This is a genomic window from Microbulbifer celer, assembly GCF_020991125.1.
Lineage (GTDB): Bacteria > Pseudomonadota > Gammaproteobacteria > Pseudomonadales > Cellvibrionaceae > Microbulbifer > Microbulbifer celer.
The window spans coordinates 705,466-721,675 of sequence record NZ_CP087715.1 but is presented as its reverse complement, the minus strand read 5'-3'; the positions used below and the strand labels follow the sequence as shown (position 1 = coordinate 721,675).

The 16,210-nt window shown below is 57.7% G+C and carries 16 protein-coding genes; 6 read left to right on the top strand and 10 right to left on the bottom strand.

The window, feature by feature from the left end; all coding sequences use genetic code 11:
* Nucleotides 1-17 precede the first annotated feature (17 nt).
* From LPW13_RS02810 to LPW13_RS02795, 4 genes are all read left to right on the top strand, one after another.
* Nucleotides 18-1,934: a penicillin-binding protein activator gene (locus LPW13_RS02810; RefSeq protein ID WP_230437933.1), complete on the top strand. Its 1,917-nt coding sequence runs from the start codon at nt 18-20 to the stop codon at nt 1,932-1,934.
* Nucleotides 1,935-2,001: 67 nt separating this feature from the next.
* Nucleotides 2,002-2,364 carry a YraN family protein gene (locus tag LPW13_RS02805; RefSeq protein WP_230437932.1) on the top strand — a complete coding sequence of 121 codons (363 nt, stop codon included), beginning with the start codon at nt 2,002-2,004 and terminating at the stop codon, nt 2,362-2,364.
* Nucleotides 2,365-2,392: 28 nt separating this feature from the next.
* Nucleotides 2,393-2,986: an SIS domain-containing protein gene (locus LPW13_RS02800; RefSeq protein ID WP_230437931.1), complete on the top strand. Its 594-nt coding sequence runs from the start codon at nt 2,393-2,395 to the stop codon at nt 2,984-2,986.
* Between the two features lie 7 nt (nt 2,987-2,993).
* Entirely contained in the window at nt 2,994-3,620 is a 627-nt protein-coding gene (locus LPW13_RS02795) for a BON domain-containing protein (RefSeq protein ID WP_230437930.1), read from the top strand.
* A 136-nt stretch (nt 3,621-3,756) separates the two neighbouring features.
* On the opposite strand, the gene LPW13_RS02790 is transcribed toward LPW13_RS02795, so the two are convergent.
* From LPW13_RS02790 to zapE, 9 genes are all read right to left on the bottom strand, one after another.
* Nucleotides 3,757-4,947 carry an acetyl-CoA C-acyltransferase gene (locus LPW13_RS02790; RefSeq protein WP_230437929.1) on the bottom strand — a complete coding sequence of 397 codons (1,191 nt, stop codon included), beginning with the start codon at nt 4,945-4,947 and terminating at the stop codon, nt 3,757-3,759.
* Nucleotides 4,948-5,518: 571 nt separating this feature from the next.
* A complete protein-coding gene (locus LPW13_RS02785) occupies nt 5,519-6,139 on the bottom strand; it encodes a Yip1 family protein (RefSeq protein WP_230437928.1) in 621 nt (206 codons plus the stop codon).
* 215 nt (nt 6,140-6,354) lie between these two features.
* A complete protein-coding gene (locus tag LPW13_RS02780) occupies nt 6,355-6,747 on the bottom strand; it encodes a ClpXP protease specificity-enhancing factor (RefSeq protein ID WP_230437927.1) in 393 nt (130 codons plus the stop codon).
* Nucleotides 6,748-6,770: 23 nt separating this feature from the next.
* Nucleotides 6,771-7,400, bottom strand: coding sequence for a glutathione S-transferase N-terminal domain-containing protein (locus LPW13_RS02775; RefSeq protein WP_230437926.1), 630 nt, complete (start codon nt 7,398-7,400; stop codon nt 6,771-6,773).
* A gap of 125 nt (nt 7,401-7,525) precedes the next feature.
* Nucleotides 7,526-9,727, bottom strand: coding sequence for a ubiquinol-cytochrome c reductase (locus tag LPW13_RS02770; protein ID WP_230437925.1), 2,202 nt, complete (start codon nt 9,725-9,727; stop codon nt 7,526-7,528).
* Nucleotides 9,724-10,323 carry a ubiquinol-cytochrome c reductase iron-sulfur subunit gene (gene petA, locus LPW13_RS02765; protein WP_230437924.1) on the bottom strand — a complete coding sequence of 200 codons (600 nt, stop codon included), beginning with the start codon at nt 10,321-10,323 and terminating at the stop codon, nt 9,724-9,726. Before petA ends, LPW13_RS02770 begins: the two co-directional genes overlap by 4 nt.
* A 488-nt stretch (nt 10,324-10,811) precedes the next feature.
* Entirely contained in the window at nt 10,812-11,204 is a 393-nt protein-coding gene (gene rpsI / locus LPW13_RS02760) for a 30S ribosomal protein S9 (protein ID WP_230437923.1), read from the bottom strand.
* Between the two features lie 15 nt (nt 11,205-11,219).
* A complete protein-coding gene (rplM, locus tag LPW13_RS02755) occupies nt 11,220-11,648 on the bottom strand; it encodes a 50S ribosomal protein L13 (protein WP_161859166.1) in 429 nt (142 codons plus the stop codon).
* 144 nt (nt 11,649-11,792) lie between these two features.
* Nucleotides 11,793-12,926 (bottom strand): cell division protein ZapE, encoded by a 1,134-nt coding sequence (gene zapE / locus LPW13_RS02750; RefSeq protein WP_230437922.1) that lies wholly within the window; start codon nt 12,924-12,926, stop codon nt 11,793-11,795.
* Between the two features lie 186 nt (nt 12,927-13,112).
* Between zapE and LPW13_RS02745 the strand changes: the two genes are divergently transcribed.
* Nucleotides 13,113-13,577 (top strand): YhcB family protein, encoded by a 465-nt coding sequence (locus LPW13_RS02745; RefSeq protein ID WP_230437921.1) that lies wholly within the window; start codon nt 13,113-13,115, stop codon nt 13,575-13,577.
* A gap of 120 nt (nt 13,578-13,697) precedes the next feature.
* On the opposite strand, the gene sat is transcribed toward LPW13_RS02745, so the two are convergent.
* On the bottom strand, nt 13,698-14,888 hold the full coding sequence (gene sat, locus LPW13_RS02740) for a sulfate adenylyltransferase (protein ID WP_230437920.1): 1,191 nt from the start codon (nt 14,886-14,888) through the stop codon (nt 13,698-13,700).
* Between the two features lie 197 nt (nt 14,889-15,085).
* Here sat and LPW13_RS02735 point away from each other — a divergent pair, with 197 nt between their 5' ends.
* Nucleotides 15,086-16,207: a S1C family serine protease gene (locus LPW13_RS02735; RefSeq protein WP_230437919.1), complete on the top strand. Its 1,122-nt coding sequence runs from the start codon at nt 15,086-15,088 to the stop codon at nt 16,205-16,207.
* Nucleotides 16,208-16,210: the final 3 nt, after the last annotated feature.

The window sequence follows — 16,210 nt, the reverse complement described above, 5'->3', positions numbered from 1 at the left end:
TTTTGTGGGAGAAGAATATGCCCGCCCTCATCCGGCGCACACCCCTGATTCACGGCGTCGCCGCCAGCCTGCTGACTTTGGCGCTGGCCGGCTGCCAGACCCAGAGCACCCAGCCCGGCGTGCAGAGTACGACCCAGGCCGGCACAGCGGTCGCCAGCCGCCAGAACGCCGTCGCCCTGCTGAGCAGCGCGCGCGAGGCGCAGTCTCCGCAAAAAGACCAGCTGCAACTGCAGGCGGCGGACATTCTATACACATTGGGAGATAAAACGACGGCCAAACAGGCCGCCACCGCGATCGACCCGGAGCAGTTGACCGATACCGAGTATGCCCGTTACGCCCATGTCTATGGCGAACTGTTGAGCGAAGAGGACGAATTCTTTCAGGCGCTGGACCTTGTCAGTGCCCCACGCCTTGAGCAAACCTGGTACCAGCTGCCGGTTGAAACCGCGCTTCCCCTGCGCAACCTGCGCGCCGACCTCTGGAGCCTGCTGGGCGATATCGACAGTGGTATCGCCGAGCGCCGGCGCATTGCCGCCATCGCCGAAGACGAAGCGACCATCACCGCCAACAATAACGGTTTCTGGCAGTTGCTCACTCAGTTACCGTCGAAGGAACTGCGCCAGCGCGCGGAGGAGTCGCAAGATCCCCAACTGCAGGCCTGGTACCAGCTGGCCCTGCTGGGCCGCAATACCCAGACCGACATCAGCACCCAGCTCACCGCGCTGAGCCGCTGGCGCCAGCAGTGGCCGGGCCATTCCGCAGTCAGCCATCCGCCACAGGCACTGCAGCTGTTGGAGCAGCTGGCAAACCAGAGAGCGCAAAATGTCGCCCTGTTGCTGCCGCTGTCCGGCTCCCTGGGCGCCGCTGGTCGCGCTATTCGCGACGGTTTTATGGCCGCCTATTACAGCAGCCTGGATGCCGGCGCGCCCACCCCTCAGGTACAGGTGTACGATACCGGCACTGATCAATCGTTTGAGCAGGTGTACCAGACTGCAGTAAACAACGGTGCCCAGGCCATCGTGGGGCCACTGGACAAAAATAAAGTGGCCAACCTGCTCGCCACCGAACAACTGCCGATCCCGACGCTGGCCTTGAACTATGCCGGCGAATGGGGAGATGACTCCGGTCGCCTCACCCATGACCTGGTGCAGTTTGGCCTCGCGATTGAGGATGAGGCGCGTCAAGTGGCCCAGCAGGCATATCATCTGGGCCATCGCCAGGCGATGATCCTGTCCCCGGAATCCAGCTGGGGGCAGCGCGGCGTCAAGGCATTTACCGAGGAGTGGAATCGCCTCGGTGGCCACATCAGCGTCAGTCGGAATTACCGCGACAACAGCAATTTTTCCCAGCTGATCAGCGATGTACTGCTGGTCAATGAAAGCAAAAATCGCGAACGCGCACTGCGCAGCAAGCTGCTATCACCACTGAAGTTCACCCCGCGCCGGCGCGGCGACGTGGATATGCTGTTTGTGCTCGCCCAGCCTCAGGAAGCACGCCAGATTACGCCCATGCTGTCATACTTCTATGCCAGCGACTTGCCAGTATTCTCAACCTCACAGGTCTTCTCCGGCACCGTCAACCCGCGACGGGACCGGGACCTCAACGGGGTGCGCTTTACTGCATTGCCATGGCTGTTCGAAGAGGACAACCAGACACGACAGAACATCGTGCAACAGGCGGCTCCGGCTCCGGCGTTTGCCCGCCTGTACGCGCTGGGTGCAGACGCTTTCCGTCTATACCCGCGCTTGCCTATGCTGCGCCAGTTCCCCGATCAGAAGGTTTACGGCCTTACCGGCGCGCTGAGCCTGACAGTAGACGGGCGTATCGTGCGGGAACAGATCTGGGCCAAGATGGAGAAGGGCACCCCGGTACCCATCACATCCACCACAACACCGGCACAAGGAGAGGCGAACCTGGACGCAGCCAACCACTGATTTTTCCCGTATTACCCGAGACAGTCATCGGGCAGTGCACAACGTAAACCATGGAAAAGGATTTCTTATGGATACCACCGAAATTGGCAATCAAATGGAAGATACCGCTGCACAGCACCTGTGTGCAGCGGGCCTGACCATTGTCGAACGCAACTTCAGCAGTCGTTTCGGCGAAATCGATCTTATCGCCCGGGATGGCAACACGCTGGTTTTTGTGGAAGTACGCTTTCGCCGCAGCAACCGGTTTGGTGGGGCCGGCATCAGCGTGGACCAGCGCAAACAACGCAAACTACTGGCTACGGCCAACAGTTACCTGCAATATCGCAAGCTCGACTGCCCCTGCCGCTTTGATGTCATTGCCATTGAGCAACTGGGGCAAGCGCAAGAAAATCTTCACATACAGTGGATTGCCAACGCATTCGGGCAATGAACACGGCCAAGAGGAAACTGCATTACCGATGGAACAGAGAGTCGTAACCCTCTTCCACCACAGCATCGAAGCCACCATGAACGCCGGTGAACTTTTGGCACCATTGATTGCCGAAGCCAGCGAAATGATCGTGCATACTCTGCTCGCGGAAAACAAACTATTGATCTGTGGCAACGGCTTGAGTGGCGGCCTCGCGCAAAGTTTTTGTGCGCAACTGCTGGGCGGTTACGAACGCGAACGCCCCGGCTTGCCGGCAATGGCGCTGAACGGCGACGGAATCTCCACCGGCACGGTGGCCCGCAATCACGGCCGCGCCGAATCGTTTGCCCGTCAGATCCGCGCCCTGGGGCAGCCTGGCGATCTACTGGTCATCATCAGCACAGATGGCAGTGATTCCAATCTGGTGCAGGCCATCCGCGCTGCCCACGATCGCGATATGGGGGTCCTAGCCCTGACGGGAGGCGAAGGCGACAGCGACTGCACCGCACTGCTCGACGTACACGATATTGAATTGCTGGTGCCTTCGACGGTTGCGCCAGAAGTCCACCAGGTGCACCTGCTGACCATTTTCTGTCTGTGCGACCTGATCGACAGCAGCCTGTTTGGCGGATACGAGGAATAAATTCACTATGCAAAACCGCAACAAAATGACACAGAACCAGAACAATCATCGCGCACCTCTTCGCCGGGCACTTCGCATCGGCCTGGCCGGCAGCCTGATTGCGCTTTTCACTGGCTGCGCAACAGTTCTCGATGCCACCCACGATGGCCCGATTCAACCTGATCCGGGTGAGCGCTCCTTTGGCACCTACATTGATGACCAGAAGCTGGAAACCATCACCACCGTCAATATAGGCAAAGCCCATCCGGGATTGAAAGCCGCCAACATCGACGTTGTCGCATTCAATGGCGTCATCCTGCTAACGGGCCAGGTGCCAGACAGCGAACTGCGCAACCTCGCCGGTCGCACCGCGCAACAAGTACACTCCGTACGTCAGGTCTACAACGAGATTCAGGTGCGAGGCAACACATCGGTACTTGCCCGTACCAGCGATACCTGGCTCACCACCAAGGTAAAAAGTGTGTTGCTGGCGGATAAAGAGGTCGACAGCAGCCGCATCAAGGTGGTGACCGAGAACGGTGTTGTTTACCTGATGGGACTGCTGACCCGGCAGGAAGCGGAGAACGCGGCAGAAGTTGCCCGCGGTGTGGGGGGAGTACAGAAGGTAGTGAAGGCCGTCGAATACATTGACTGACCGATCACCGCGCTCCTTTGATCGGCGCTAACCTGTGCCGAAAAAGAGGATAGGCCAATAGCGAACACACCAATAGAGAGTACACCAATAAAAAACGGAAGCTCAGGCTTCCGTTTTTTATTGCGGGAATAAAGCCCTAAACGCGTTCGATGGCGATCGCCGTCGCTTCACCACCGCCAATACACAGGCTCGCTACGCCTTTCTTGAGATCGCGGTTTTCCAAAGCGGCCAGCAATGTCACGATCACCCGCGCACCGCTCGCTCCCAACGGGTGTCCAAGGGCACAGGCACCACCGTTAACATTCACTTTGTCGTGCGGCAGGTTCAGCTCGCGCATACCCGCCATGGTTACCACGGCGAAGGCTTCGTTGATCTCGAACAGATCCACCTCCTCGGCACTCCAGCCGGCTTTTTCCAGCACACTCTTCATCGCTGAAACCGGTGCAGTAGTAAACCACTCCGGCTGTTGCGCATACTGGGTCTGGCCACGCAGCACAGCCAGCACCTTGAGGCCACGCTGCCTGGCTTCACTCTCGCGCATCAGGACCAGTGCGGCGGCGCCGTCGGAAATGGAGCTGGCGTTGGCCGCTGTAACGGTACCGTCTTTGCGGAAAGCCGGCTTCAGTTGCGGAATCTTGTCCGGGCGCGCGCTGCCGGGGCCCTCGTCCACAGTCACTTCCACTTCGCCCTTGCGACTACAGATAGTCACTGGGGAGATCTCGCGCTCAAATTTGCCCTGCTCAATCGCCGCACTGGCACGCGCCAGGGACTCCAGCGCAAAGGCGTCCTGCTCTTCGCGAGTAAATCCGTATTTGTCCGCTGTACTTTCGGCAAAATTACCCATCAACTGGCCATCATAGGCATTCTCAAGGCCATCGGTGAACATATGATCCTGCACCTCGCCGTGGCCCAGGCGCATGCCAGAGCGGGCTTTGGGGAGCAGATAAGGTGCATTACTCATGCTTTCCATACCGCCAGCCACCACAACTTTGGCATCCCCCGCCAACAGGGCATCGCGCGCCATCATCACGGTCTTCATTCCAGAGCCGCACACTTTATTGACGGTGGTAGTCGGTACGCCCTCGGGAATACCGGCCCCCAACGCGGCCTGACGTGCCGGCGCCTGACCGAGCCCTGCCGGCAACACGCAACCCATCAGCACCTCACTGACATCTGCGGGCACAACCCCGGCATCGTTCAAGGCACCGCGAATCGCTGCAGCGCCCAGCTCCGGGGCGCTCAGTGCAGACAATGCGCCCTGCATGGCGCCCATCGGGGTGCGCGAAATACCAACAATGACCACTGGGTCCCGGTTTTGATCGCTCATAGTGTGATTGCTCCGAATTCTGTGGGTGGGCGACGTCGCCTACAGCCTACTGGGTCTCGCCCGATCGATTTGTCGCCGCGGATTATACCTGATGCCCACACCCGGGCGGCTACCCGTCTTTGGTCGCAACAAGGTATTGCGTTTTCGCGCAAATCCCCCATGTGAATAACGAGGGGCAATCTCCCATTTTTTGCTTACAGGACGCCAGGCCTTCAGCGATGCCGTGATGACCTGCAACATTTACCCACAGCGCTTGCCTCCAGTGCTGTTCACCGGTCTCTTCGGTCACCGCAACAAAGGCAAAATAGAAATCAGGGAGTCAGCGCTGTACCGGGTGTTGATACATGCAATTGAGGGAGGCAGAACGTGACAGTGGCCCAGTCAGCACAGACAGGCTGAAAAGATGCTCGGCGCTTGTTGTTGGCCGCCGTGGTACGCGCTGAGATTACCCAGCCCCTAGAGGTCGAGCAGCCACGCGCCATCGCAGACAGGCTCGACGGCCCAAGGTCGGTAATTTCAACGTCCAGTGGGATCACTGCCCGTGGAATCGGCTGAACCGGGCCAGTGGTGGTCAATAGTTGTGCTGATATACCGGACCAACGCCCATACTCCACAAGATCACAGAGCAGATCATCATGGTAACCATCCCCACCAGCCCGATGGTAAGAACCGCGCTCGCGTAAAGAAATGCACGCTCCTTACTCATATTCATCAGGATCGGAATGCCTTCATATAGGAGATAAACCGAATAGATGGCAGCCAATCCCATAACCGTCACTACCAGCCAGAGGTGGGGGTACAGAAGAACGATTCCAGCGAGTAATACCGGAGTGGTAACAAAAACCGCCAATGCAGTACCCTCATAGTGACGGGTAGACTCATCCCCTTCGACACCGTAGGCTTTGGCCATCCAGTTGATAAACTCACCCACCAGATAGATGCCCACCAGCAGGGAGATATAGGTGATCAGCGCCAACGTCCCCGCGCTGGCAGGCGTCAACTTCGAATGATGCCCCCCCAGCTCAAACCCGAACTGGGTTACGCCGATATACCCCGCAATACAGGGGACCAGCGCCAGAATCGGCACATGACTCAAGAATACCTGCAGGAAAGAGTGCCTGTCCGAGCGGATCGCCTGCCACTCTTTGTCCGGGTTGGTAAAGATACCGATGGTATGGCTGAGTAAACGCACTGAGATCCCTCCTGAATACAGTCTGTTTGCAGTATCGGAAGATTCGCAGGAATTAACCAACCCAGAACAGGATTCAGGCGACATTTTTACGCCAGCGAGGATAGCGTCAGGCCGGTGGACTGGCGGCAAGACACTATCGGGCGGGAAAGGAGAGAGCGAGACAAGAATCAATCAGAAGCCCGATGGAGCCAGGCCTCTGATCGCGCTTTTCCCTTTTACTTGACCACGCGCAATGCGGGTTTTTTGGCCGGTTTTTTCAGCGTGGTAGGCGGCGTGGGCTCCGGGGGTTCCGGCGTTTCTTCCGGCTCAAACACCATGCCCTGTCCGTTTTCCCGCGCGTAGATTCCAACCACAGCACCTACCGGCACCTGAATATCCGTCGGCACCCCGCCAAAACGCGCATTGAAACGTATGGCGTAGTTGTCCATGGTCAAACCAAGTACCGCGGTCTCCGACACATTGAGAACGATCTGACCGTCCTCATTCACGTGTTGCTGCGGCACCAGTACACCCGGGAGGTGGGTATCCACCAACAAGTAAGGCGTGCACTTGTTATCGGTTATCCACTCGTAAAACGCCCGCAACAGATACGGGCGATTGGAGGTCATAGACGGCTTGTTCAATCAGCACCTCACGAGCGCATTTCGCGCTCAAATTCGGTCAGACTCTGCTGGAATGCCTCGCGGGCAAACAGGCGATCCATGTAATCCAGCAGCGGTTTGGCCTGCTTGGTTTTTGGCAGCGCGATTTCGAACTGTTCCAGGCGCCACAACAGTGGTGCCATGCAGCAATCGACCAGCGAGAACTCTTCATTGAAGAAGTACGGCAGATCGGTAAACATCGGCGCGATACCTACCAGACTGTCACGCAACTCCTTGCGGGCTGCAGCCACGTCTTTGCCACCGGAGAGAATCTTCTCTACCAGCGGACACCAGTCACGCTCAATACGATACATGATCTGGCGACTCTGGGCACGGGCAACCGGATACACCGGCAGCAGCGGTGGGTGCGGGAAACGCTCGTCCAGGTACTCCATCATGACTTTGGTTTCAAACAGCACCAGGTCGCGGTCTACCAGGGTTGGCAGGGAGTTATAGGGGTTGAGGTCTGCGAGTTCCGCAGGCTTGTCTTCGGGATCGACATCAATAATGTCGACAGATACGCCCTTTTCCGCGAGCACGATACGTACCCGGTGGCTTAAGTGGCAACGACCATCAGAAAAGAAGGTCATGGAGGAGCGCTTGTTGGTGGGCACACCCATTGTGGAACTACCTCGATCTAGTTGCCGGCATCATTACCGGCCATCACTCAAAATACAAAACGGGCGGCAGGACAGGAACCGGTAGCACCGGCAGTCCTCCACCCGATTATTTAACCCCAGGCCGCTCAGTGGTGTACGTCTTTCCAGTACTCGCGGTTCAACAGCCAGGCAAAAACAAAGAATACCAGGATGAACGCCAGCACATAGAAACCGACCCGCTTACGGGTTTCAGCCATGGGCTCGGCGATATACTCCATGAAGTTAACCAGATCATAAACTGCCTGATCATACTCCACATCCGTCATGGAGCCCTTTACCTTGTCGACCTTCAGGCTGCCGCAATTGGCATCCATGATCGGATTGCCCATTTCATCACGCACGATGTGGCCGTGGTCACGCTTGGGCCCCGGCGCACACTCCGGCAACCCCTGCAGCTCCATCAGTACGTGAGGCATACCGACGTTGGGGAAGACCTTGTTGTTCACACCGGTAGGACGGCTGTCGTCCTTGTAGAAGCTGCGCAGATAAGTGTACAGCCACTCGGGAGAACGGGCCCGGGCTACCAGTGTCAGATCCGGCGGTGTGGTACCAAACCAGACCTTGGAATCGTCCGGACGCATGGAGATCTGCATCAAATTGCCGATCTTGTCGTCCCCCAGTACCAGATTGTCCAGCATCAGCTCGGAAGGAATATCCAGATCCGTCGCCACGCGCCCCCAGCGGGAGAAGTTGGCACTGTGACAGCCCATACAGTAGTTGACGAAGTACTTGGCGCCACGCTGCAGAGAAGGCTTATCCTGCAGGTCGGTATTGATATAGTCCAGCTGGACGCTGCTTTCAGCACCTACCGCCTTGATCGGCACAAACGCCATCAGGAACACCGCAATGAAGCCACCCACCAACAGGATGAAGCTCTTGCTACCAGACGGGCTGGTCACACGGCTCGGCTCCGGGTGAACGGTATCGCGATCCGTCAGCCACGGCAGCGCCGCAAACAGGGCGGTGAATACCAGTCCCAACACGGTAACGAACAGGCTTGCCTTCCAGTTCACCACCGCCATCCACAGGAACAGCACCGCGAATACGCCACTGACAATCCAGGACACCAGCCCCTTGCGCGACTGCGGGTTGGACCAGATGGGCATGGTCACGAAGAACGCGAAGTAGAACAGCGTCGCGACCTGCGCGAGGAAGTTACGTCCCGGTGTCGGCGATTTCACACCCAGATAGCCCAGGATGATAAAGATCGCCGCAAACGCCAGCAGCAGTACCTTCGGCAGCACACCCTTGTAACGGATCGACCGTACCGGGCTTTTGTCGAGCCAGGGCAGGACAAACAGTACTGCAATCGCCGCACCCATGGCCACGAGACCCAGGAACTTGGCCGTCAGCGGACCGATATCTATAGTCACCGCACGCAGTACCGCATAGAAGGGGGTGAAGTACCAGACCGGCGCGATGTGCTCTGGCGTCTTCAGCGGGTTCGCCTCTTCGAAGTTGGCGTACTCCAGGAAGAAGCCGCCCATCTCGGGGAAGAAGAACACGACCACACAGAATGCGAACAGGAAGACCGCTACACCCACCAGATCGTGCACAGTGTAGTACGGGTGGAAAGGTACACCATCTTTCGGAATACCATTCTCATCTTTGTTCTTCTTGATCTCAATGCCATCCGGGTTATTGGAGCCCACTTCGTGCAACGCCAGGATATGCAGCACGACCAGCAGAACGAGTACCAGCGGCAGCGCAATCACGTGCAGAGAGAAAAAGCGGGTCAGGGTGATCCCGGAGATCAGGTAGTCACCGCGAATCCACTGCACCAGGTCTTCACCAATCGCCGGTATCGCCCCGAACAGGGATACGATCACCTGTGCTCCCCAGTAGGACATCTGCCCCCAGGGCAGTACATACCCCATGAACGCCTCGGCCATCAGCACCAGGTAGATGCACATACCGAAGATCCACACCAGCTCGCGCGGCGGCTTGTAGGAGCCATACATCAGACCGCGGAACATATGCAGATACACCACCACAAAGAAGGCCGACGCGCCGGTGGAGTGTAGATATCGAATGATCCACCCCATTTCCACATCACGCATGATGTATTCAACAGAGGCAAAAGCACCTTCTGCGGATGGGTTGTAGCTCATTACCAGCCAGATGCCGGTCAGCAGCTGGTTGACAAGTACCAGCATCGACAGCACGCCGAAGAAGTACCAGAAATTGAAGTTCTTGGGCGCGTAGTACTTGCCCATGTGGGTGTCCCAGGCGCGGTAAATCGGCAATCGCTGATCAACCCAGTCCCCCAATGCGGTTAGCCAGTTCATGCGCTGCCCTCCTGATCTACGCCGATTAGAATGACGTCATCGCCCTCATAGGAGTAAGGCGGAACATCCAGATTGGTCGGCGCGGGTACGCCTTTATAAACGCGGCCCGCCATATCGTATTTGGAGCCGTGACAGGGACAGAAGAACCCGCCCATCCAGTCATCACCGCCCAGGTCCGCAGCGCCGACTTCAGGGCGATACATGGGCGCGCAGCCCAAGTGGGTGCAGAGGCCGACCAGCACCAGGGTCTGCGGTTTGATCGCGCGATTTTCCGGATTGACGTACGCCGGCTGCTTGGACTCTTCTGATTTGGGATCGCGCAATAGCGGATCCACTTTGGAGAGATTATCCAGCGACTCTTGCGTACGGCGTACAACGTACACAGGCTTGCCCCGCCATTCGACGGTAACCATCTGGCCCGGTTCAAGCTTGCTGATATTATATTTGACCGGAGCGCCGGCAGCCTTGGCCTTGGCACTCGGATTCCAGGAGGCGACAAAAGGTACTGCGACACCAACCGCACCTGCACCACCTACTACAGAGGTGGCAGCGGTCAGGAACCGGCGACGCCCCACATTTACACCGTCATCACTCATGACGTATTTCTCCCATCACAGCGTCCCAAAGCCCAAACCCCGGAACTTGCTGGCCCAAACCCAAAAATTGGAAATCTTGTTCAAATCTACACAACGCCGCAACGGTGGCACTTCAGGGCTTCCACGCCAGGCAACGCTGCCACGGCCACCCCGGTAAGCCTGAGCCGAAAGCCAGACAAAACAGAGGAACCGCACGACAGAAAGCAGACTTCTGCCGCAAAATCAGAGACTTAAAACAGAAACTCCCCTACAACTGGCCCGCTCGCCTGACCATAGAACAAAGTGGCCAAACCCCAAGTACGAGCGGATAGAAATTCGCGCAATGTTAAAGAAAATGCCAAATTGATACAAGGCGGAGCCGAAGCGAACGTCGGCAACCCCATCGCCAATGGGCAACAGGCACCTCAACAGCAACCATTTTCGATACAGGCGCGAACAGCTGACAAAAAAAAGCCCGGCTGTTGCCGGGCCAGAAATATAAGCAAAAATTAACGCTTGGAGAATTGCGGCTTCTTACGCGCTTTGCGCAGACCGACTTTCTTCCGTTCAACGGCACGCGCGTCGCGAGTCACGTAACCAGCAGCGCGCAGCGGCTGACGCAGAGACTCGTCGTACTGCATCAGGGCGCGGGTCAGGCCGTGACGGATCGCACCCGCCTGACCGAAAGAACCACCACCTTTCACAGTGACGTTAATGTCAAATTTATCCACCATGTCGGTCAGCTCCAGCGGCTGACGCACGATCATGCGAGCCACTTCACGACCAAAGAATTCGTCCAGAGTACGACCGTTGACGCTGATTTTGCCCTCACCCTGCTGGATAAATACGCGAGCAGTGGAGGTCTTGCGACGGCCGGTACCGTAATATTGAGTAGTTGCCATGAGAATGCTTTCCGTTTAGATCGACAGTTCAATCGGCTGCTGAGCCGTGTGAGGATGCTCGCTACCCTTGTACACCTTCAATTTCTTGAACATGGCGCGGCCCAGCGGACCTTTAGGGAGCATGCCTTTAACCGCACTTTGGATAGTGCGCTCAGGCGCCTTGTCGATCAGCTTCTCAAAGCTGATGGATTTAAGACCACCGGGGTAGCCGGAGTGGCTGTGGTAGATCTTGTCTTTGGCCTTATTGCCGGTCACGCGAACCTTCTCGGCGTTGATCACTACGATGTAGTCACCGGTGTCCACGTGGGGCGTATATTCAGGCTTGTGCTTGCCACGCAGGCGGTGAGCAATCTCGGCGGAAATACGGCCGAGAGTCTTGTCCGCAGCGTCAACAATATACCAGTCGCGAGTGACCGCTTCCGGCTTGGCACTGTAAGTCTTCATGTTATAAAACACCTGTATATGGCCCCGGGAATGGAGCCGTCCCACGAAAAGAGCGCGAATACTACATAAGCACCCGGGCCTTTTCAAGAGAAAAGTTGCTCAACAACTGACCAGAGCTTCCCATACTCCGGGCACCCACAGCCCTCACTCGGGCCGGTGCTCGCGGGCAAGATACTCCCGGGACTGCATCTCCTGCAGGCGACTGACCGTGCGCTCGAACTCAAATGTCAAATGGCGACCGGCATACAACTCCCCCACCGGGGCCGCTGCTGAAATCACCATCTTCACGCAGCGGTCGTAGAACTCATCCACCAGATTGATAAAACGGCGCGCCTGACTCTCCGAGCGCTCGTTAAACTGCGGCACATTGGCGACCAATACCGTCTGGAATTCCCGCGCCAACTCAATGTAATCATTTTGTGACCGAGGGCCATCACACAGTTCTGAAAACTCGAACCAGGCCAGATCGTCGGCAACCTTCTCGGCGACAATAGGTCGCCCCTCGATATCCAGCGTCACCAGCTCGCGCACCTCACAGCCCTCTACCATCAGGCTGTGAAAACTGCTTTCGAGGCTCTGCTGTGCGGCCTCATCCAGCGGGCTGTGGTAGAGCTCCGCCATTTCCAGTGCGCGCAGACGATAATCCACCCCGTTGTCCACGTTGATGACTTTCGTGTGACGCAACAGGAGATCAATGGCCGGCAGAAAGCGTGCCCGCTGCAAACCATCCTTATACAGACCCTGCGGTTGGATATTGGAAGTCGCTACCAGGGTAACGCCACGCGCGAACAGGGCCTCCAGCAGATTGGCAAGAATCATGGCGTCGGTGATATCGGAGACGAAGAACTCGTCAAAACACAACACCTGAGCCCGATCGGCGACGCGATCTGCCACTTTTTCCAGAGGGTTTTTCTCGCCCGCCAGCGCCTTCAATTGACGATGCACATCGCGCATGAAACGGTGGAAGTGCGTGCGCTGTTTGCGCGCAAACGGCAATGCCTCGAAAAATGCATCCATCAGGTAGGTCTTGCCACGGCCGACGCCACCCCAGAAATAAAGCCCCGTTTCAGGGGGCTCGACACCGCGCAATCTCGCCCGCAGCCCCGACAGAAACCCTTTGCGCCCCCTGCTCTCACTGCGCTCAACGAGGCGTAGATACAGGTCCTGAAGCTCCTCTACCGCCGCGCGCTGCGCGGGGTCAGCAACAAAGTCCGGGCGCTGCAGATCCCGCTCGTAGCGCTGCATCGGCGTGAGTGGACCGTCCGTATTCGCGACCATAAAAGCAACCACCTTATAAAGGACAGGGCGTACCCCAGGAGCGTAAAGGCGCGCACTTTAGCAAATCCGCCGCAACTTGGCACAAAACTCCGTGGTCGAATATCACCGCGAAGCGCGAGGATTCGCGTATAATAAGGCAACGTCATGGATGGTCGGTGCCACCACTTATTTGAGGAGGAAGTAGCTGTGCACTCAACGTCGGTTTTGATTCTGGTAGGTGTTCTCGGGCTGGTCCTGGGCGCCCTGCTGGCATTTCTCGCCACTCGCAATCGCCAAAATGCGGTTGATCGCACCCAGGAACTGGAGCTCCGCCTCAAAGAGGCCAACACCAAGCTGGAGGACTTCCAGCAACAGGTCAACGAGCACTTCGACCAGACATCGCAACTGGTCAACAACCTGACTCACAGTTATCGCGAAGTGCACGAGTACCTGGCCAACAGCGCCATGCGCCTGTCCAGTCAGGACATCGGCCGCCAGATGCTGGAAGCCGGAAGCGGGCAGCTGAGTGAAAACGATGACAACCTGAGCGTCCTCCCCCCGCGGGACTGGGCCCCGAAGGAGCCTGGCACCACTGGCACACTCTCGGAAGAGTTTGGCCTCGACAAAGAGCCCGCTTCTATTGGCGACACCGAGCAGGTGGTCAATCGCTAAACGCTGCACGTTCACACAGCCTGCAGGCAGCTCACAAACTGCAGGCACAAAAAAAGGCGGGTCACCCCGCCTTTTTTTGTGCCTGAGATTCATATCTCAGGCTTATCACCGATTCTGGCATCACAGGCTCTGATAGTAATCCATCAGAATCTGCGCCACTTCCGGACGAGAGAACTCCGGGGGCGGTGCCACACCGTTACCCAGCATCTCGCGCACTTTGGTGCCAGACAGCAGGATGAAGTCCTCTTTGGTGTGATCCGGCACATCGCGCATCATCACTACCTTGTTCAGCTTCTTGGAGTAGGCGGTGTGGTCGGCGCGGAAGATTTCAATCTCCAGTGCCCCTTCCGGTACCTTCTCATCGAAAATGGTCTGGGCGTCGAAGGCGCCGTAGTAATCACCCACGCCGGCGTGGTCGCGACCGACGATCAGGTGGCTACAGCCACAATTCTGGCGGAATACCGCGTGCAGCACCGCTTCGCGAGGGCCCGCATACAGCATATCGAAACCGTAACCGGTCACCATGACGGAATTTTTCGGGAAGTAAACCTCCACCATCTTGCGGATGGATGCATCGCGCACCGGAGCGGGAATATCACCGGCTTTCAGCTTACCCAGCAGCATGTGGATCAGCACGCCATCGGCACCTACTCCTTCCAGCGCCATTTTGCACAGTTCTTCGTGCGCACGGTGCATTGGGTTGCGGGTCTGGAAGGCAACTACCTTGCTCCAACCGTGTTCGGCAAACTCGTTGCGAATCTCGACGGCAGTGCGAAAAGTGTCCGGAAAGTCAGTCTGGAAGTAGCTGAAATTCAGCACTTCGATCGGACCCGAAATAACCTGGCGGCCAGCGCTCTTGAACGCCGCAACACCGGGGTGCTTGTCGTCCTGGGTGCCGTATACCTGCTCGACGATGGTACTCATTTGCGCGTCGTCGATGGTCTCGATGGCTTCCACATCCATCACCGCAATGACCGGATTGCCTTCGACGTTCGGGTCGCGCAGGGCGATGCGCTTGGCACCAGCGATGGCGGAAGCATCTTCAACCACATTCACTACTGGTACCGGCCAGAACAGACCGTCCGCGGTGTGCAGGGACTCCGCCACACTCAGGGCATCCGCCAGGTTCATGTAGCCCTGCAGCGGGTTGAAGTAGCCGGCACCCAGCATTACGGCATTGGCCGCCGCCGCAGAACTGACCACGATGGACGGCAGGGACTCCGCCTCGTGCATCAACTGTTGGTGGCGCTCGCTGTCGTAGACAAACCGGGGTTGCAGCTCTTCACTGCCGTGTGGACGAACCAGGGACATTCGGGACTCCTGCTGAAAAGTATACCTAAATCACATTTCTTTGAGCGCCACATTATACGGATTACCGGCGCACCACCAAGCGCTATACGCCAACCGCCTGAGAACAACTGGTGCTATGGATATACCGGGAATTGCCTCCAGGGTGTCCTTTCACGGCAACAGAATGCGTATAATGAGGGCAAATGAAGGAGCTGCCGGTGCAAATACAACGATTTCTGCAAGACTGGGCCATTCCGGCTGTTATAGGATTGGCCGTCGCAGGAGCCTTGCTGATACTTTTCCCCCACTTGCGCGGCCAGACCGCGGCCCCCACCCCGAGTGAAGCACGGGCCCCGCTATCCTATGCCAGCGCGGTCAACCTGGCCGGGCCGGCAGTGGTCAATATCTATACCAATCAACGCCTGCCCCAGCGCCGTCACCCGATGGCCAACCATCCCATGTACCGGCGCCTGCTGGACCAACTGAACATCCCTCAGCAGGAACGCCTGCAGTCCAATCTCGGCTCGGGTGTTATCGTCAATGATGAGGGCTACATTCTCACCAACCACCACCTGATTTACGGTGCCGAGGCAATCAAGGTACTGCTGGCAGACGGACGGGAAGCACCGGTCAAATTCGTCGGTTCAGATGCAGACTTTGACCTGGCGGTGTTGAAGATCGACATGTCGGCACTCACCACCATCGAGGTGGGTGATCCGGAAAACGCTCAGGTAGGGGATGTGGTGCTGGCGATCGGCAACCCCTTCGGCCTCGGGCAAACCGTCACACAAGGTATTATCAGCGCCACCGGGCGGGACCTGAACGGGGTTCAGAGCTTTATTCAGACAGACGCGGCGGTGAACCCCGGCAACTCCGGTGGCGCACTGGTCGATGCCCGGGGCAAGCTGCTGGGCATCAACACTTCGATTCTGAACCAGTCCGACTCCGCCGGCGGGATCAGCTTCGCCATTCCCGCCAATATCGCCCTGAAAATCATGCAGGACATTATCGAGTTCGGGCGCGTGGTGCCGGGCTGGCTGGGGATCGAGGCACAAACACTGAACCCGCTGCTGGCGCGCTCCTTCAACCTGGCCTCCACCAATGGCGTGATTGTGACATCAATTTACAACGACGGGCCGGCGCACCTGGCCGGACTGCAACCCGGAGATGTGATCACCCATATCAATGACACCCCGATCAACGACGGCAAACACGGTGTCGCGGCGATGGCCACCTTGCGCCCGGGGGAGACCGTGACCATCACCTTTATCCGCGATCAGGAAGTCCACACCACCAAAGCCACCGTATCGGAGCGACCTGAACCTCAGAAGAGAAGCTGAGCG

What these genes read in the sequence shown, in the direction of transcription:
- LPW13_RS02810 (WP_230437933.1), top strand. Translation starts at nt 18, where the DNA reads ATGCCCGCCCTCATCCGGCGCACACCCCTGATTCACGGCGTCGCCGCC.
- LPW13_RS02805 (WP_230437932.1), top strand. Translation starts at nt 2,002, where the DNA reads ATGGATACCACCGAAATTGGCAATCAAATGGAAGATACCGCTGCACAG.
- LPW13_RS02800 (WP_230437931.1), top strand. Translation starts at nt 2,393, where the DNA reads ATGGAACAGAGAGTCGTAACCCTCTTCCACCACAGCATCGAAGCCACC.
- LPW13_RS02795 (WP_230437930.1), top strand. Translation starts at nt 2,994, where the DNA reads ATGCAAAACCGCAACAAAATGACACAGAACCAGAACAATCATCGCGCA.
- LPW13_RS02790 (WP_230437929.1), bottom strand. Translation starts at nt 4,947, where the DNA reads ATGAGCGATCAAAACCGGGACCCAGTGGTCATTGTTGGTATTTCGCGC.
- LPW13_RS02780 (WP_230437927.1), bottom strand. Translation starts at nt 6,747, where the DNA reads ATGACCTCCAATCGCCCGTATCTGTTGCGGGCGTTTTACGAGTGGATA.
- LPW13_RS02775 (WP_230437926.1), bottom strand. Translation starts at nt 7,400, where the DNA reads ATGGGTGTGCCCACCAACAAGCGCTCCTCCATGACCTTCTTTTCTGAT.
- LPW13_RS02770 (WP_230437925.1), bottom strand. Translation starts at nt 9,727, where the DNA reads ATGAACTGGCTAACCGCATTGGGGGACTGGGTTGATCAGCGATTGCCG.
- petA (WP_230437924.1), bottom strand. Translation starts at nt 10,323, where the DNA reads ATGAGTGATGACGGTGTAAATGTGGGGCGTCGCCGGTTCCTGACCGCT.
- rpsI (WP_230437923.1), bottom strand. Translation starts at nt 11,204, where the DNA reads ATGGCAACTACTCAATATTACGGTACCGGCCGTCGCAAGACCTCCACT.
- rplM (WP_161859166.1), bottom strand. Translation starts at nt 11,648, where the DNA reads ATGAAGACTTACAGTGCCAAGCCGGAAGCGGTCACTCGCGACTGGTAT.
- zapE (WP_230437922.1), bottom strand. Translation starts at nt 12,926, where the DNA reads ATGGTCGCGAATACGGACGGTCCACTCACGCCGATGCAGCGCTACGAG.
- sat (WP_230437920.1), bottom strand. Translation starts at nt 14,888, where the DNA reads ATGTCCCTGGTTCGTCCACACGGCAGTGAAGAGCTGCAACCCCGGTTT.